This is a genomic window from Marinomonas transparens (assembly GCF_016463975.1).
Classification (GTDB): Bacteria; Pseudomonadota; Gammaproteobacteria; order Pseudomonadales; family Marinomonadaceae; genus Marinomonas; species Marinomonas transparens.
The window spans coordinates 169,637-185,942 of record NZ_JAEMNX010000006.1 but is presented as its reverse complement, the minus strand read 5'-3'; the positions used below and the strand labels follow the sequence as shown (position 1 = coordinate 185,942).

The 16,306-nt window shown below is 45.7% G+C and carries 14 protein-coding genes; 5 read left to right on the top strand and 9 right to left on the bottom strand.

The features are described from left to right. Positions 1-14: 14 nt before the first annotated feature. The 4 genes from dusA (at position 15) to I8J31_RS08050 (ending at position 3,887) form a co-directional block, all read left to right on the top strand. Positions 15-1,040, top strand: coding sequence for a tRNA dihydrouridine(20/20a) synthase DusA (dusA, locus tag I8J31_RS08065; protein WP_199467772.1), 1,026 nt, complete (start codon positions 15-17; stop codon positions 1,038-1,040). 5 nt (positions 1,041-1,045) lie between these two features. Then, on the top strand, positions 1,046-1,996 hold the full coding sequence (tal, locus tag I8J31_RS08060; RefSeq protein ID WP_199467762.1) for a transaldolase: 951 nt from the start codon (positions 1,046-1,048) through the stop codon (positions 1,994-1,996). Positions 1,997-2,099: 103 nt separating this feature from the next. Next, positions 2,100-2,612, top strand: coding sequence for a sugar O-acetyltransferase (locus I8J31_RS08055; protein ID WP_199467761.1), 513 nt, complete (start codon positions 2,100-2,102; stop codon positions 2,610-2,612). A gap of 180 nt (positions 2,613-2,792) precedes the next feature. Next, positions 2,793-3,887, top strand: a complete 1,095-nt coding sequence (locus I8J31_RS08050; RefSeq protein ID WP_199467760.1) for a PQQ-dependent sugar dehydrogenase — start codon at positions 2,793-2,795, stop codon at positions 3,885-3,887. A 68-nt stretch (positions 3,888-3,955) separates the two neighbouring features. On the opposite strand, the gene I8J31_RS08045 is transcribed toward I8J31_RS08050, so the two are convergent. Both I8J31_RS08045 and hrpA read right to left on the bottom strand, forming a co-directional pair. After that, positions 3,956-4,765: an MlaA family lipoprotein gene (locus I8J31_RS08045; protein ID WP_199467759.1), complete on the bottom strand. Its 810-nt coding sequence runs from the start codon at positions 4,763-4,765 to the stop codon at positions 3,956-3,958. A 43-nt stretch (positions 4,766-4,808) separates the two neighbouring features. Continuing rightward, complete coding sequence (gene hrpA / locus I8J31_RS08040; RefSeq protein ID WP_233402651.1) at positions 4,809-8,693, bottom strand: ATP-dependent RNA helicase HrpA; 3,885 nt, start codon at positions 8,691-8,693, stop codon at positions 4,809-4,811. Between the two features lie 182 nt (positions 8,694-8,875). Here hrpA and cysK point away from each other — a divergent pair, with 182 nt between their 5' ends. After that, a complete protein-coding gene (gene cysK / locus I8J31_RS08035; RefSeq protein ID WP_199467758.1) occupies positions 8,876-9,838 on the top strand; it encodes a cysteine synthase A in 963 nt (320 codons plus the stop codon). Positions 9,839-9,962: 124 nt separating this feature from the next. Here the strand turns inward: cysK and iolB are convergent, their stop codons facing one another. From iolB to recR, 7 genes are all read right to left on the bottom strand, one after another. Continuing rightward, positions 9,963-10,781 carry a 5-deoxy-glucuronate isomerase gene (gene iolB / locus I8J31_RS08030; RefSeq protein WP_199467757.1) on the bottom strand — a complete coding sequence of 273 codons (819 nt, stop codon included), beginning with the start codon at positions 10,779-10,781 and terminating at the stop codon, positions 9,963-9,965. A 231-nt stretch (positions 10,782-11,012) separates the two neighbouring features. Next, complete coding sequence (locus I8J31_RS08025; protein WP_199467756.1) at positions 11,013-11,828, bottom strand: class II glutamine amidotransferase; 816 nt, start codon at positions 11,826-11,828, stop codon at positions 11,013-11,015. Between the two features lie 10 nt (positions 11,829-11,838). Further along, positions 11,839-13,683: a VWA domain-containing protein gene (locus tag I8J31_RS08020; RefSeq protein ID WP_199467755.1), complete on the bottom strand. Its 1,845-nt coding sequence runs from the start codon at positions 13,681-13,683 to the stop codon at positions 11,839-11,841. A gap of 49 nt (positions 13,684-13,732) precedes the next feature. Beyond that, positions 13,733-14,212 carry a YcgN family cysteine cluster protein gene (locus I8J31_RS08015; RefSeq protein WP_199467754.1) on the bottom strand — a complete coding sequence of 160 codons (480 nt, stop codon included), beginning with the start codon at positions 14,210-14,212 and terminating at the stop codon, positions 13,733-13,735. Between the two features lie 2 nt (positions 14,213-14,214). After that, the gene (locus I8J31_RS08010) at positions 14,215-14,508 is read right to left on the bottom strand and encodes a YcgL domain-containing protein (protein WP_199467753.1); all 294 of its coding nucleotides are present in this window, start codon (positions 14,506-14,508) and stop codon (positions 14,215-14,217) included. A gap of 50 nt (positions 14,509-14,558) precedes the next feature. Beyond that, positions 14,559-15,704 carry a ribonuclease D gene (rnd, locus tag I8J31_RS08005; protein ID WP_199467752.1) on the bottom strand — a complete coding sequence of 382 codons (1,146 nt, stop codon included), beginning with the start codon at positions 15,702-15,704 and terminating at the stop codon, positions 14,559-14,561. Between the two features lies 1 nt (position 15,705). Beyond that, complete coding sequence (recR, locus tag I8J31_RS08000) at positions 15,706-16,299, bottom strand: recombination mediator RecR (protein ID WP_199467751.1); 594 nt, start codon at positions 16,297-16,299, stop codon at positions 15,706-15,708. Positions 16,300-16,306 lie beyond the last annotated feature (7 nt).

Sequence of the window (16,306 nt, the reverse complement as noted above, 5' to 3'; positions counted from 1 at the left end):
TGATACTTAATAAAATGCCTCTAGAAAAGAGCTCAATCCCAGTAAAATCAAAGGATACAGTCGATAGACGCTTCTCTGTTGCACCCATGATGGATTGGACGACGAGCGATTACCGTGTATTTGCTCGCACTTTAACGAAACAAACTCTGCTTTATACCGAGATGGTGACGTCTGGCGCTTTATTACAAGGTAAGAATCCTGAACGTTTCTTAAGGTACGACGAATGCGAGCACCCTATCGCCCTACAACTTGGCGGTTCCGATGCCATCGCGTTAGGCAAATGCGCGAAGATGGCAGAGCAAGCGGGTTTTGATGAGGTGAATTTAAACGTCGGTTGTCCAAGTGACAGAGTGCAAAACAGTTTAATCGGCGCCTGTTTAATGGCTCACCCAGACAAGGTGAAAGACGCCATGCGCGCCATGCAAGACGCTTGCAGTATTCCCGTTACTATTAAGCATCGCATTGGTTTAGACGATCAAGAAGACTACAGCGTGGTACGAGATTTTGTTGGTGATGTGGCGACAACAGGCGTTACCACTTTTATCGTTCACGCACGCAATGCGATTCTCCAAGGTTTAAGCCCAAAAGAGAACCGCGAAGTGCCACCGTTGAAATACCATTATGTGCATCAGTTAAAGGAAGATTTTCCAGACCTTGAAATCATTCTAAACGGCGGCATTAAAACTTTAGCAGAATGCCAACAACAGTTAACTAAAGTCGATGGCGTCATGGTCGGTCGCGAGGCCTACCACAACCCCTGGTTACTTAGCCAAGTGGATGAACAGCTATTTGGCAAACAGGCTCTAGTGAGCAGCCGTTATGAAGCGCTGGAAGCCTTCGTTCCCTATGTGGAACGCAAGCTGGATAAAGGTGAACGATTATTGCATCTCACTCGACATATTTTGGGTATTTTTCAGGGTGAAGCAGGCGGCAAACAGTTCCGCCGTTATCTTTCTGAAAACGGTCATAAAGCCGACGCAAAAATACAGGTATTATTAGAGGCCATTGATTTGGTCAAACATCATCAACACAAAGGATAAGAGCAATGAGCAACAAGTTATCTCAATTGAAAGCCTTCACGACCATTGTGGCCGATACCGGTGATATCACGGCAATCAAAGACTTTTTACCAGAAGACGCGACGACTAACCCGTCTTTGATGCTAAAAGCCGCGCAAATCCCTGAATACGCTCCTTTCCTTGATCAAGCGGTGGCATGGGCGAAAACCCAGAGCAACGACAAAGAGCAGCAAATCTTAGACGCTGGCGATAAGCTAGCGGTGATCGTCGGCACCGAAATTTTGAAATACGTCCCAGGTCGTATCTCTACTGAAGTAGACGCTCGTTTGTCTTTCGATAAAGACGCCACCTTGGCGAAAGCACGTAAATTGATCGCCCTATACGAAGAAGCAGGTGTGTCCCGTGACCGCGTATTGATTAAAGCCGCGTCGACTTGGGAAGGTATTAAAGCCGCTGAAGAGCTAGAAAAAGAAGGCATCAATTGTAACCTGACCTTACTTTTCTCTTTCGCACAAGCACAAGCCTGTGCCGAAGCCGGTGTTTATCTGATCTCTCCTTTCGTGGGTCGTATTCTTGATTGGTACAAAAAATCCACTGGCGAGACTTACACGGCAGAAACCGATCCGGGTGTGGTGTCTGTGACCGAGATCTACAACTACTACAAGCAACACGGCTACAGAACTGTTGTGATGGGTGCAAGCTTCCGTAACATCGGCGAGATCGAACAACTCGCGGGTTGTGACCGCTTGACCATTAGTCCTGCCCTGCTTGAAGAATTGAAGCAAGACGAAGGCCAACTTGAGCGTAAATTGATTCCAACCACAGACGTGAAGCCGGCACCAGCCGCCATCACCGAAGCGGCGTTCCGCTGGGCAATGAACGAAGATGCCATGGCGACAGAAAAATTGTCTGAAGGCATTCGTAATTTCGCAGCGGATCAAAGGAAGTTGGAAGTTACCCTAGCGTCTATGCTCTAATATCTTCAAACGAAGCATTATTAAAAACGCGACCTAGGTCGCGTTTTTTGTGTCTTTCTATTTTAGGCTTTTATTAATGCCAGCATGATAATGAGTAACCAAGATGACTGAATTTGAAAAAATGATCCGTGGTGAAGCCTTTAATGCTATCGATGTGGACCTTCGTCTACGCAGGGAAGCGGCTCGTATTGCTTGCGCTAAGTTCAACGCACATCCAAGCAAAGGCAATTTACGCCATGTGACACGCTTATTTTCCGCCTTTGATAGTGCGGTAATTGAGCCGGGGTTCCAGTGCGACTATGGCTCACAGATTCACCTTGGCAAGAATGTTTTTATCAATTTCCACTGTGTCTTTTTAGACGCTGCACCTATCCATATTGGCGACGATGTGTTGATTGGCCCAGCCGTGCATCTTTATACCGTGGATCACCCAAGAGACGCGACACAGCGAGCGTCTGGTGAATGCCATGCAAAGCCGATTGTCATTGGTAATAAGGTGTGGATTGGTGGCGGTGCCAAGATATTACCGGGAATAACGGTTGGTGATAATGCCATTATTGCCGCCAATGCGGTGGTAACCAGAAACGTTGCCCCTAATGAACGTTACTTCGGTTAACTGTCTTGATATAGGTAAAAAGCTAATGATTTAGGCGCTAACATCCTTTTATTAACCATGATTTTCAATACTTTCTCCTTACTCGGCAAGAATAGGAAATTGTCAAGGAAACCCCTTTCGACTGAGCAAGTTTTAGGCTACTTTCTATATACTCGTCATCACTTCTTGGGAGAAACGCACATGAAAAAATGGCTACTATTCTTATCTACTCTGATGACCTTTAGCGCTTATGCCTCAAATACTGACATGCTAAAAATAGATCAAGTCTCTCAACTTAATGGTATTCCATGGGGCATCAGCCTGATCAATGACCAAGAAGCCATTGTTACCATCAAACAAGGTAAAGCTTACAGAGTTAACTTAAACAGCGGAAAGCAACAAGCCTTAACTGGTCTGCCAAAAGTCGATAGTAGAGGTCAAGGTGGTTTGCTGGATGTGGCAAAGTCTCCTCACTTCAAACAAGATAGCTGGCTGTATTTCACCTATGCAAAACCCACCAACAAAGGCTCAGCCACCACCCTTGCTCGCGCTAAGTTAGCACACAATGTACTAAGCCAATGGCAAGACCTTTTGGTCACAGACTCGGCAAGTTCACAAACCAAACATTATGGTAGCCGTATCGCCTTTGACGATCAGGATCATGTATTTTTCTCAGTGGGCGAACGTGGCACCAGAAAAAACGCTCAGGATCTCACCAACCATGCGGGCAGCATCATTCGCTTAAATCTGGATGGTAGTGTGCCTGCCGATAATCCATTTGTTGGTCATGGCAATGTGAAAAACGAGATTTGGAGCTACGGACATCGTAACCCTCAAGGCCTATTTTACGATCTAAAAACCCATACTCTTTGGGCAAACGAGCATGGCCCAAGAGGTGGAGACGAAATTAATCTCATACGCCCCAGCGCCAATTACGGCTGGCCGATTGTTTCCCATGGTAAAGAATATTGGGGACCAATTAGTGTCGGAGATGGGCAGGAAAAAGAAGGTATAGATAACCCGATTAAGGTCTATACCCCATCTATCGCACCAAGCAGCATGATTCGCTATCGCGGTGAGTTATTTTCCAATTGGCAAGGAGACTTTCTGTCTACCGCGTTAGCATTACGCCATTTGAATAGAATTAGAATTGAGCAAGATGGTAAAACAACGGAAAGCCGCTACTTGGAAGATTTGAACGAAAGGCTGCGCTCTATCGCTCAGGATTCAGCAGGTGTGCTTTATATTGGCACAGATACAGGCAAGTTATTAAAGGTCTCACTGATACAAGACTAAAGCGGGTACTTCCTGACAACATCAGATAAAGACGCCGCTTTAGTCAACAGAATAGAATAAAGCTTGGGTTACTCTGCCCAGCTAGATTCTCCGGCCTCGTCGTCGCGACTGTCATCGCCCCAGCTGTCTTCATCTCCCCAGCTATCGTCTTCCGATTCTTCTCCCCAACTGTCATCGTCAGTGTTCGAAGCGGCTTTTCGTTGCGGAGGGTTACCATCATGTACATCATTGATACGTGTTTGAAAATAAATATCTCTAATGAAGCTATAACGGTCACCAATGATCAGCGATTCTGCCGCCAGCAAACGAGCACGAGTGTCAACCACATCTAACGCCCTTGAGCCCCAGCGTTGATCCCGATTGGTATCGATCAACTCCATCGCATCATAGTTAGTATAATCAACCACCATACCCGTGCTATCTCGGACGGTAGAAGGTCCCAAAAACGGCAACACTAAATAAGGCCCAGACGACACTCCCCAATAACCCAAGGTTTGGCCAAAATCCTCTTTATAACGCTTTAAGCCAAGCTCGCTCGCCACATCAAAAATACCAAACCAACCCGCTGTGCTATTAATAATAAACCGCCAAGTAGATGACGCCGTTTCATCCCATTTTCCTTGCAAGAGATTATTGGTGATATTGCTAATTTCTCCTAGATTAGAAAAAAAATTGCTCACGCCTTTTTGCACAGGGTGCGGTGTGATGTCTTTATACGTTGTTGCTACTGGCTTTAATACAGCGCCGTCAATCGCGTCGTTAAAGCTAAACATAGCGCGATTAAAGCCTTCCCATGGGTCCTCTTCTGTTTCTGCCATGACGGGCTGAGAGAAGATCATCAGCAAACTCAATAATAAAGAACCCATTGTATTTACCATTTTGCGGTTCATCCTTAGCCTTCCTAAAAGTAGTCGTTTTAACCTAAACCAGTTTTTTTACTTCCTGCCACTGCTTAGTAAGTCGTTTCTCCGAAATAGGTTCTAAGGTACCGACCGACTGAGCAAACAGCGAAATACGGTACTCTTCTAACATCCAACGGTATCTTACCAATTCTGGATCATAAAGCGCTTTATCTTCATGGGCTTTTTTCTGTCGAGCATAGGTTTGCCATAAACCTTCTAATTGGGTCACATAGGCATTTTCTTTATTCAAATGATTTTGAAAGCGCTCCAACCTCACCTCAATGCCTTTAAAATAGCGCGGCAATTGCCCTAACCAAATTAGCGGTGTATTGCCAATAAAACCTGGGTAGATAAGCTGTTCAAGCTGCACTTTAATGTCACCGTAAACCCGTGTCCAAGGCAATGGTATGCTACCTTTCATCTTTTTCGCTACCCCCTGATAAGAAGAGAGTACGCGATATAACTGTTCTGCCATTTCATTCGCTGTATTTACTAGGTTGGGCTTATGCTCAGCAATGCATTGCTCGAATTCAGCCTTACGGCGCGGCAAAGGCCGACCATCTAAAAACACCTTATCCAAGATCGCATTTAGCAAGTCTTCCAGCAGCACTTCTTTTTTCCCCAAGGGCGAGAAGATCAGCAGAGATTCACGCAAATGCGGTAAGTTCTTCTGCAAATAGCGCATGTCTTTATGCAAAGTCAGCTTAAGTAAGGTGATCACACCTTTGCGGTGGTTTTCTATCGCTGTGTACTGGTCATCAAACATCTTCAATGACACACTGTCGCCCTGCGCTACCAAGGCTGGAAAAGCCGTTACCTTAATGCCTGCCTGTTTGATTTCCTGACGCTCAGGAATGTCTTGATCCGGCCAAAGTGTTAGACCTTCTTGCTCATGTTGCTTAGTGCCAAATTTCGCAAAGCTCTCTTCCACCATGGCACCAAATTGAGCTTGCAACTGACCCAGATCCTTCCCCACCCCCAAAACTTTACCGCGCTCATCGACCACCTCTAGGTTCAAAGTAAGATGAGAGTCGAGTTTTTCGGCATTCCATTCATTAAGCGGAATATCAATCAGAGTTTCGCGTTTAATCTGCAAGCTAAGTTGCTCTAGCAGGTCGCCCTTGTCTTTCGATAAGTTTGGATAAACGCGATCAACAAATTGCGGAATCGGCACAAAGCGACGGCGCAGTACCTTTGGCAAAGCCCTTAACAAGGCTTCGCAACGTTCCTTGATAAAGCCAGGTACTGCCCAACCTAGGTCTTCCAAGCTAAGTTGGCGTAGCAAACCCACGGGCACTTTTAAGGTCGCCCCATCGGTTTCTTTACCCGGATCAAATTGATAATCAATGGGCAAAGCTACACCATTCAAACCAAAGGAATCAGGAAACGCCACCTCATCCACCTGCACCTCTTGATTGACCAAGTCGTCACGGGTCATCAACAGCGTATCTGGCGTATTTTTAACAAAATATTCTAGGCTTTTCAGGTTACGCACATCTGCAGGCAAGCGCTTATCGTAAAAGGCAAACACCACTTCATCATCGACTAAAATATCGCGGGTACGTAATTTGGCTTCCTGAGTTTCCAATGTTTCGATCAGGGCTTTATTATGACGGAAAAACGCCTGTTTGGTGCGTAACTCCCCTTCGACCAAGCCCGCTCGAATGAAAATTTCCCGTGCCTCTTCGGGGTTCACATGGCCGTAATCAATGCGTCGTTTAGCGACGATCACCAAACCATACAAAGACACTTGCTCTTGGGCCATAACCCGGCCTTGGCTGCGCTCAAAGTGCGGATCAAAATACTGTCGCTTCACGAAAGGCTCGGCGTATTCTTCTATCCATGCGGGGTCGATTCTCGCCACCACGCGAGCATACAGCTTGCTGGTTTCCACCAGTTCAGCAGCCATCACCCATTGAGGGGGTTTCTTAAATAACATGGAACCGGGAAAAACCGACAATTTACGCGAACGACAACCAAGCATTTCCTTGCTGTCTTCCATCTTATTCGCCACATGGGTAAACAAACCCGCCAATAATGAGCGGTGGATGGCTTCATAATTGCGCTCGGCATGAGTTACTTCTTTAAAGCCCAGTTGTTTACAAGCAATCATGATTTGACGATGGATGTCACGCCACTCGCGCATACGCATAAAATTGATAAATTGCTTACGGCAATACTGGCGCAATTGATTTTGTGACAATTCTTGACGTTGGGTGTCAAAACGCTCCCATAAGTTCAAGAACACCGCAAAGTCGGAATCTTCGTCTTTATCCTGTGCGTGAGCTTGGTCTGACTGGGTTTTCTTATCCTGGGGACGCTCACGCGGATCAGGAATCGATAAGGCACTCACAATAATGGCGATTTCTTTGAGCACGTTATGCTGTTGCGCCGCAATCAAGATTCGCCCCAATTTCGGGTCGATGGGTAATTTAGCCAACTGACGACCAATCGGCGTGAGCTTGTCACGCTTTAATGCCCCCAGCTCCGTCAAGGCTCGATACCCGTCATTGATCATGCGTTTTTCAGGCATTTCCACGAAAGGAAATTTTTCTACCGCGCCTAATTTGAGATTCGCCATCTGCAAAATAACCGAAGCGAGATTGGTACGAAATATCTCTGGATCAGTAAACTCGGCGCGATTATCGAAGTCCGCTTCATCATAGAGACGAATACAAATACCATCGGCCACACGACCACAACGCCCTGCCCTTTGGTTAGCACTGGCTTGGCTGATTTTCTCGATAGGTAATTGCTGAACTTTGGAACGCACACTGTAGCGACTGATGCGAGCTAAACCCGGATCGATCACATAACGAATACCCGGCACCGTTAGTGAGGTTTCAGCCACATTGGTGGACAAGACAATGCGGCGCCCAGAGTGAGACTTAAAAATACGTTGCTGCTCGCTGACGCTAAGTCGAGCGTATAAGGGTAAGACCTCTGTGCCACGCAATTCAGCACGCCGTAAAATCTCTGCGGTTTCACGAATTTCTCGCTCCCCCGGTAAAAAGACCAAGATATCTCCTGCACCGCGATAGCCTGACTGCCTTTCTTCAGCAATGAGCAATTCCACCGCATCGAGAACACCCTGTTCCATGCTTTGATCTTCGTCTAATTCTTCCGAATCCGACTTGCTCAACAATGGCTGATAACGCACCTCTACTGGGTAGGTTCGACCTGAAACTTCTATGATAGGAGCATTGTTAAAATGCTCAGAGAAGCGCTCTACATCGATCGTCGCGGAAGTAACAATCACTTTTAAATCAGGACGTGCCGCCAGTACTTGCTTTAGATAGCCCAGCAGAAAATCGATATTAAGACTGCGTTCGTGAGCTTCGTCTATGATGATGGTGTCGTATTTATAGAGCAGTTTATCTTGTTGGATTTCCGCCAACAAAATACCGTCTGTCATCAGCTTGATCAGGGTTTCTTCGGTACTTTCATCGCTAAAACGTACTTGAAAACCCACTTGTTCACCGAGCTTAACCTGCATTTCATCACTAATACGTTCCGCCACACTGCGCGCCGCGATTCGTCTTGGCTGAGTATGGCCAATTATACCCGCGATGCCACGCCCCGCTTGCAAACACATTTTGGGTAATTGGGTGGTTTTACCTGAACCGGTTTCCCCCGCAATAATGATGACTTGATTGTCTTGAATCGCCTTAATAATTTCATCCGCTCGGGCGGCAACAGGCAAACTCTCGTCGTAGGTAATGTTAGGCAAACGGGACAAGCGAGCTTGGTACAAGGCGCTCGATTTTTCCTTCATCGCCGACAGCTCATTGGCCATACGGTCACTGGGTAAGCCATCTCTTTGACGCTTCACTAACTGTGCTTGTTTACGGGCAATATGATGACGATCCAGTGTCATCACTGCGTGATTTTCATTGGTATCCAAACGGGTATCCTAATTTGATTGGTGCTGAGGCCACTTGATGTTTAGTAAGGCGCACCGTTTTATAACGATATAGTCGCAAATTCTAACACCAATCCCAACGAAGAGGTTATAGTGAAGACAATAAGCTGCGCTATTATATGAGTGCGATAACCTTCCATAGATTAACAATAAAAGGAAATGGTATGTCTCAAGTCTTTGAAGATAACTCCCTTACCATTGGCAATACGCCACTGGTACGTTTAAACCGCATAGGCAACGGTAATATTTGGGCGAAACTCGAATCACGTAACCCTGCGTTCTCAGTAAAATGCCGTATCGGCGCGAACATGGTGTGGGATGCGGAGAAAAAGGGCCTCTTGAGCAAAGGCAAATCCATTGTTGAGCCTTCCAGTGGTAACACGGGGATAGCCCTCTGTTTTGTCGCCGCTTCTCGTGGTTACCCGATTACCATCACCATGCCATCCAGCATGAGTATTGAACGCCGCCAAGTGATGAAAGCCCTTGGTGCCACAATTGTACTCACGGAACCAGCGAAAGGCATGAAGGGTGCGATTGCAAAAGCCGAAGAAATCGCTCAAGCGGACGACTTTGTCTTACTGCAACAGTTCGAAAACCCGGCTAACCCAGAAATTCATGAGCAAACTACGGGCCCAGAAATCTGGCAGGACACCAATGGTGAAGTCGATGTGTTGGTGGCTGGCGTTGGCACTGGCGGCACCATTACGGGTGTCAGCCGTTACATTAAGAACACTCAAGGCAAAGCCATCATCAGTGTTGCTGTAGAACCCACCAGCTCGCCGGTGATCACACAAACCATGAACGGTGAAACACCGACACCTTCGCCACACAAAATCCAAGGCATAGGCGCGGGCTTTGTACCGAAAAACCTCGACCTTTCAATTGTTGACCGTGTTGAGCAAGTCTCTAACGAGGACGCGATTGATATGGCGAAACGCCTCATGCGTGAAGAAGGTATCTTATGTGGTATCTCTTGTGGTGCAGCGGTCATTGCGGCTGAACGCTTGAATCAACTGCCTGAATTTGCAGATAAGAAAATCGTGGTGGTATTACCTGACTCAGGCGAGCGTTACCTATCGACTGCATTATTCGAAGGCGAGTTCACCGATAACGAATTGGTGCAATAACGTCCCATCACGCTCAGCAAGAAAGTCCCAATAAAAAACCAACGCTCGTTATCTAGGGTTGGTTTTTTTGCGCATAAATAGCGTTTTAAAATGAGAGTGAGAGGATCACAATAAAAAGAGCCTATTACGCAGTTTTCTTATCGCGTTCGATTATCCATTCATGGTCTTTGTCGTTGTGGAAGATCCAATTACGTGACGGCCCAGCCATCACATTAAGATAGTAGGATTGATAACCATGGGGTACCCCCACAGGGTGATAACCTTCTGGCACCATGACCACATCGCCATCTTCCACAGCCATGGTTTCATCTAGGCTTCTATCGTCTGTGTAAACACGCTGTAAGACAAATCCTTGAGGCGGATCAATACGGTGGTAGTAGGTTTCTTCTAACTGGGTTTCCGCAGGAGCCGCATCTTGGTCATGCTTATGAGGCGGATAGCTAGACCAATTACCACTAGGCGTGATGACTTCACACACTAATAGACTGTCTGCCGCCAAATTACCAAACAACACGTTACACACATGGCGCACATTACTGCCTACTCCACGGGTTTCAAATTGACAATCTTCAGGACGAATCAAACGCGCTGGATAATTCGTTTTACCGGGCGCTTTACAAACCGCCAACTCAATATCCATCAAAGCTTTATAGGTGATTTGATCCCCTGCTGGCGCATACACAGCAAAAGGCGCTTTTTGATCAAACACTGAAGCTCGATCACCAATATTCGACCAAGTGTTGTCCTTGGTTGATGCATCTGCATGGCCGTATAACAAGACCACACAAATCTCGTTGCTGCCAGCCTCTACCGTTAACGACTCCCCTTTCTTAAGAATATGGGCTTCAAAGCCCACATATTGCCAGTTCGCACTTTCAGGTGTGATGTTTTGTGTCATGGTGCTGTTTTCAGACAGTTTCTTTTTAGACAATAAGTGCGACATTTTTTAACCTCGTTAATTTCTTATTTTATTGCTGGTTGCCATTACCCATAACCATAAACCAACATAAATTCCAAAACAATAAAAATGGAATATATATTTCAAATCGTACTTGTTATAAAAATATATCATAAAAAAACTCGACCACATGCCATCACATGAATCGAGTTTTTTTGGGAAAGCGCTTTGCTAAACCATCCTTAATGAGCCGTTTTTCGTCAACAAATTTTTTATTTAGTTTACCCTTGCTTGCTGCTCTTCTACTTGCTCTGTCGGTAAAATCTGTGAAACAACCTCACCGCCTTCGAACACACAAAGCTCGCCTTCCTGCATCTGTTGCCACACTTCATCTTGCGTTAACGGTTGCGTGGCAATGACCGTCACCACATCTTTGTCTGTCGTCACTTCTTTAAAATCGATCACCACATCTTCGTCTGACAAAGAGGCTTTTTTAAAAGGGGCTCGACGCGTAATCCAATGCAGTTTCGTGGTACAAAAACAATACAAGCGTATTCCGTCAGACAGCATCATGTTAAACACACCACGCTGCTTCAATTGCAAGGCTAATTCAGATAAGGCATTGGACAATGCCTCCAGACTCGGTTCCACCTCACCAAAGCGTTGCGAAAGCTGTTCAACAATCCAACAAAACGCTCTTTCAGAATCGGTATTACCCAACGGGTGATAATGATTTATCGGTAAGGAAAAGGCATCGTCTAATTGACCATTATGAGCATAGGTCCAGGTTTTCCCCCACAATAAACGACTAAATGGGTGGGTATTTAGTAAGCTCACCGCCCCCACATTGGCCTGACGAATATGGCTGATAACGATGTCGCACTTAAGTGAGGTATGACTGATAATTTCCGCCATGTCAGAATCCGCACTGGGTCTTGGGTCATGAACTGCCCACACATCACCATCACGGTACATGGCCATTCCCCAACCATCTTTATGGGGACCAGTCCGACCACCACGGGCCCGTAAACCCGAAAAACTGAAGCAGATGTCCGTTGGCACATTAGCACTCATGCCTAGTAACTCACACATGATTTAGGTCTTATCCTTCTAAGTCTTTTTTGTTTTTCATTCGGCGATAAAGCAGAACACCAATGGCTAATAGCAACACGCCGCCTACATTTAGTACGCCATACAAAATCCATTCCTGTGTAGACAAACCCGCTATGCTCTCAGTCGTTTCGTCTAAATCTATGTCATTAATAACAGGCGGTTCTTCAACAAGGCTTTCCTCGTCTTGACTCTCGACCACTACAACCGAAGGCGGTACAAACACCGGCGCCACACCAGCACTCGGTGAAGGTTGCACGTTAAATACCACACTCGGAACGACGCTGCCAGTAAGCATCACCAATGGCGCAGCAATTCCGCTTCGCGTTACATCCCACATAGGTGTCCAATATTCAAAACGCACCCCAGCTTGAGTAAAACCAATAAGTTGCGCTCTGACTTTCATTGACTCATCAGGAGAAACAGGTATCACCCTTTCCCAATACCCCTGCCCGATTAAGGTCATTTCTTCCGTATTAACCGTGCCATCTTTATCTGTGAGCTCTAACGTCACCTTAGAACGCATTACATTCAGCCTCAGGTTCGACGGCTTAGCAGAAAACGCCACCAAATTCTCACTAGATTGTTCACCTTTGAACTCAATCCCAGGATGCACAGTGAAATACTGCCCAAGCTCTCGGGAGAAGGTTTGACCATCCAGATGACTGACTAACTCATAATTTCCCGGCTCAGCTATTTGCTTAATATCATGCTGAAATTGGTTGCTCACTTGTTCCATATCTTGGGAATATATGGCTTCTTTGTGTTCACCATTTAGGCGTATCAAAGTCTGCTTTACTGACACCATATTAAGAATATTTTGGTCACCAATAATCTCACCTTTTTGAAATACCCCAACATTTGAATTGATGGATTCATTTATAAAGATAATAGGGGGTATTTTGGTTACTCTGGCACTGAGATCAGTAATAACACGAACACTACTACGTTCAAGATTGACATTATTTACCTGCCAATCTCCCACTTCTGGATTCTTCACCGTAACAAGAGTGTAATGGTCAGACAAAGCCACTGAGATATTATCTTGTGTAGCTATCGGCAATATGGAGCCAGAGGGTGTAACGATTTCCGGCCCCTCATTTGGCTCATGAAAAACAATCAAAGTCAGCTCATGTATAAACTTATCAACCGTGAATGTATTGCCTTTGAATGGCAGTCTTTCTTCTGGGTCTACCTGTGAAAAAATACGCTCAAAGGTATCCAGTAAATCTTCCGGTATCGCGACTTCAGTATGGGTCGAGTTTGTCTTTAACGATAAGGTCTGTAATAGATCTTTGTCGGTGTACCCCGTCATAGATACGGTATGTAAATGAATACCCCTGTCTTCTAGCTGTTGACTAAGATCATTTAAAATACGCTCTCTAGATGCCCTATTCACCTCATCTTCTAAACTAATATCGACCATACCATCGGTCACTAATATCCAATGACGCTCGAAACCTACAGCGAGATCTTCCGAGTCTGGGGTTTCCAACAACAAGGCAATAATGGCTTCTAGATCCGTTTTAACATCTTGGGTCACATAACTATTTAAATAGCTGGCAAGCTTGGCTTTATTGGCTTTATTGATCGGGCCTTCAGGTAAGAGCACCCGTGGCGCTTCACCAAACAACCAAATGCCAAGGGTGGTTTTTTCTTCTGGAGCAAGATCAGAAATAAGACGAAGGGCTTCGGCAGTTAACTTATCAGGGTCACTGATGATCATACTGCCAGAAGCATCAACAATAACGCGAAATTGAGTATCCGCCTGACTTAAAGGAGCCCAGCATGACAACACGGCAATGAACAACACAGTATTTATTTTCAACCACTTCACGTTTGCGAACTCCTTGAACTACTTGTTGAATATTAGCCTGCGATCACAATCAGGTTAGATCATAAGGCTCCGGCATACCATGTACCCATCTGATAATATGGGTATCCCAATCTTCTTCCGCCACGGTATTTTCATTCACTGCGTAATGCCGGACATTTAATCCTTGGCGCAGCATTTCTTTATTATTCCCCACCAGCAGAGGATGCCAGTCAGGTAGGTCACCAGTTTCATGCAACACACGATAACTGCAAGTGTCCGGTAACCAATGAAAAGCTTCAATCTGATCTAGTGTCAAGGTGATGCAGGTCTCCACCTTGGTTTTCCGTGTCTCGTAGACCTTACACCGACACGCCGAAATATCCAGTTGATGGCAAGCAAGATCCGTATAGAAGACCTCGTCAGTTTCCTCATCTTGCAATTTTTGTAGGCAACATTTACCACAGCCATCACAAAGCGATTCCCACTCAAGCGCGGACATCTTATCCAGTGCCGTGGTTTTCCAAAAAGGTTCATGACGCTTAGCAATCATGACTAATAAACCGCCTGTGTTGGCGTTTTATAAAGATCGAGCAAATACTCTTCTTTCGCCGGAGGTAACTGCAAGTAGAAACCTTTTTCATGAATGCCTTCAATCACTTTTTCAGGGTTGGATCGAGCTAACTTACTTTCTTTGGTTAACAGCATGGTCATTGCACTGATACCCTTGCCAAATCGAGTCATTAGCTCTTCTGGTATGTCTTTCAGGCCAACACTCTTCTTGACGTACAAATACATACCGTCATGCTTTGAAGAGCGAAAAACTTCTACTATTAAATGCTGTTTCATAATCTTCTCTGGGCTACTCGAGATGAGCGGCTTAATATTTAATTCGTGTATTAATTAGGAGCTTTGAATTTTTCTAGCACAGGTTCGACAATGGCATCACGACGCCAGCCAGTCATCGCTGGATTCTGCCAATCCACTTCCGTACCCTCATATAAATGTCTAACAATAGGATCAAGCAACTTACGCTTCATCATGGCTTCTGGGGCAACCCCTAAGGCTTCAGAGCGCTCACGCACAAAGGCTTTAATAGCTTTTGTTAGATCTCCGGCCTGTGAAGACAAAGGCATTTCTAATGGCAACTGATATTCATCTGCCGATAATTCTTTCACTAGGGCCACATTCTGCAAAATTACATCACCATACAAGCGGTGCTGACGACCTGTTAGTTCTTCAGCCTCAGAAATTGCTTTATTGTGTTCAGGTAAGATTTTTCCTAATGACCACAAGGTACGATCTTTGAGAATTTGCCCTTTCGGCACATTTTCTTTACGAGCTTGCTCATCACGCCATATATACAACAAACGTAACAAGGTTAAGCCAGCAGGAGAAAGGCGCCAAGCCGCTTTTAAACCCGCCCAATTCTGCTCTGGATCGGCGTTCATTTGATACTGCCATTTGAGTGATTCACAATCCTCCATGACCCACTCAAGCATATTTTTCTCTTGTAACTTAGCAATCTGCATGGGGTACATTTTAGCCAAATACACCACATCTAAAGCCGCATAGCGCTTTTGTGCATCGGTCAATGGACGCTGCAACCAATCGGAGCGGGTTTCGTCTTTCGCTACTTCAATATTCAAATAAGCAGCGATCAATTTCACATAGCTCAATGACCATTGCGCGCCAGCATAGGCTTCGCCAATTTGTGTATCGTAAAAAGGCGTGGGCAACACGCCTAATAAATTATCAAAGACATCCAAATCTTCCGAGCAAGCGTGAAACACCTTCATCACCGAAGGGTTGACCATAAGATCGCGCAAAGGTTGCCATGCATCTATGCCTAAAGGGTCAATAAGCACGGCTTTGTCCCCTTCACTGATTTGAATTAAACCCGTAATAGGAAAATAGGTGGTACGACGAATAAACTCCGTATCAACAGCAATCACAGGTAATTGCGCCCAGTAATCACACCAACTGGCGAGCGAGTCGTTATCCGCAACCCAAATAATATTCAGTGCTTGCTCTTGATCATTCATACTAGAGTGTCTTCCGTCCCTCTAGCGCCAACGCCAGAGTGTTACCATCCACGTATTCCAGTTCACCACCCATAGGTACGCCATGGGCAATGCGACTGACGTTGATGTTCAATGTTTTTAGTTTCTCGGCGATATAGTGACTGGTCGCTTCACCCTCTACCGTCGAGTTGGTAGCGATAATAGCCTCTTCCACTTCATTATGTTGAACCAAGGCTTCTAACCTGTCTAAACCCAACTCTTCTGGGCCTATGCCATCAATTGGTGACAAATGCCCTAGCAACACAAAATAGCGGCCTGTAAAGGTACCTGCCGATTCAATCGCAATCACATCCGCTGGTGTTTCAACAATACACAAATGCTTCGCATCACGCTCAGGATCTTGGCACAACTGACATTCCGTCTCTTCGGTCAGTGTCCGACAACTAGCACAACGCCCGACCTTGTCGAGCGCTTCACGCAATGCATTCGCTAGCCTGTCTGCCCCTTGATGCTCTCGTTCCAAAAGATATAGCGCCATCTTTTGCGCAGACTTTGGCCCCACGCCGGGCAAACAGCGCAATGACTCAATGAGCTCTTTAATTAAGGGACTAAACAAGATCGAC

Bases quoted from the DNA above. Each gene is read 5' to 3' on its own strand.
- dusA (WP_199467772.1), top strand. From the start codon at position 15: ATGCCTCTAGAAAAGAGCTCAATCCCAGTAAAATCAAAGGATACAGTC.
- tal (WP_199467762.1), top strand. From the start codon at position 1,046: ATGAGCAACAAGTTATCTCAATTGAAAGCCTTCACGACCATTGTGGCC.
- I8J31_RS08055 (WP_199467761.1), top strand. From the start codon at position 2,100: ATGACTGAATTTGAAAAAATGATCCGTGGTGAAGCCTTTAATGCTATC.
- I8J31_RS08050 (WP_199467760.1), top strand. From the start codon at position 2,793: ATGAAAAAATGGCTACTATTCTTATCTACTCTGATGACCTTTAGCGCT.
- I8J31_RS08045 (WP_199467759.1), bottom strand. From the start codon at position 4,765: ATGGTAAATACAATGGGTTCTTTATTATTGAGTTTGCTGATGATCTTC.
- cysK (WP_199467758.1), top strand. From the start codon at position 8,876: ATGTCTCAAGTCTTTGAAGATAACTCCCTTACCATTGGCAATACGCCA.
- iolB (WP_199467757.1), bottom strand. From the start codon at position 10,781: ATGTCGCACTTATTGTCTAAAAAGAAACTGTCTGAAAACAGCACCATG.
- I8J31_RS08025 (WP_199467756.1), bottom strand. From the start codon at position 11,828: ATGTGTGAGTTACTAGGCATGAGTGCTAATGTGCCAACGGACATCTGC.
- I8J31_RS08015 (WP_199467754.1), bottom strand. From the start codon at position 14,212: ATGATTGCTAAGCGTCATGAACCTTTTTGGAAAACCACGGCACTGGAT.
- I8J31_RS08010 (WP_199467753.1), bottom strand. From the start codon at position 14,508: ATGAAACAGCATTTAATAGTAGAAGTTTTTCGCTCTTCAAAGCATGAC.
- rnd (WP_199467752.1), bottom strand. From the start codon at position 15,704: ATGAATGATCAAGAGCAAGCACTGAATATTATTTGGGTTGCGGATAAC.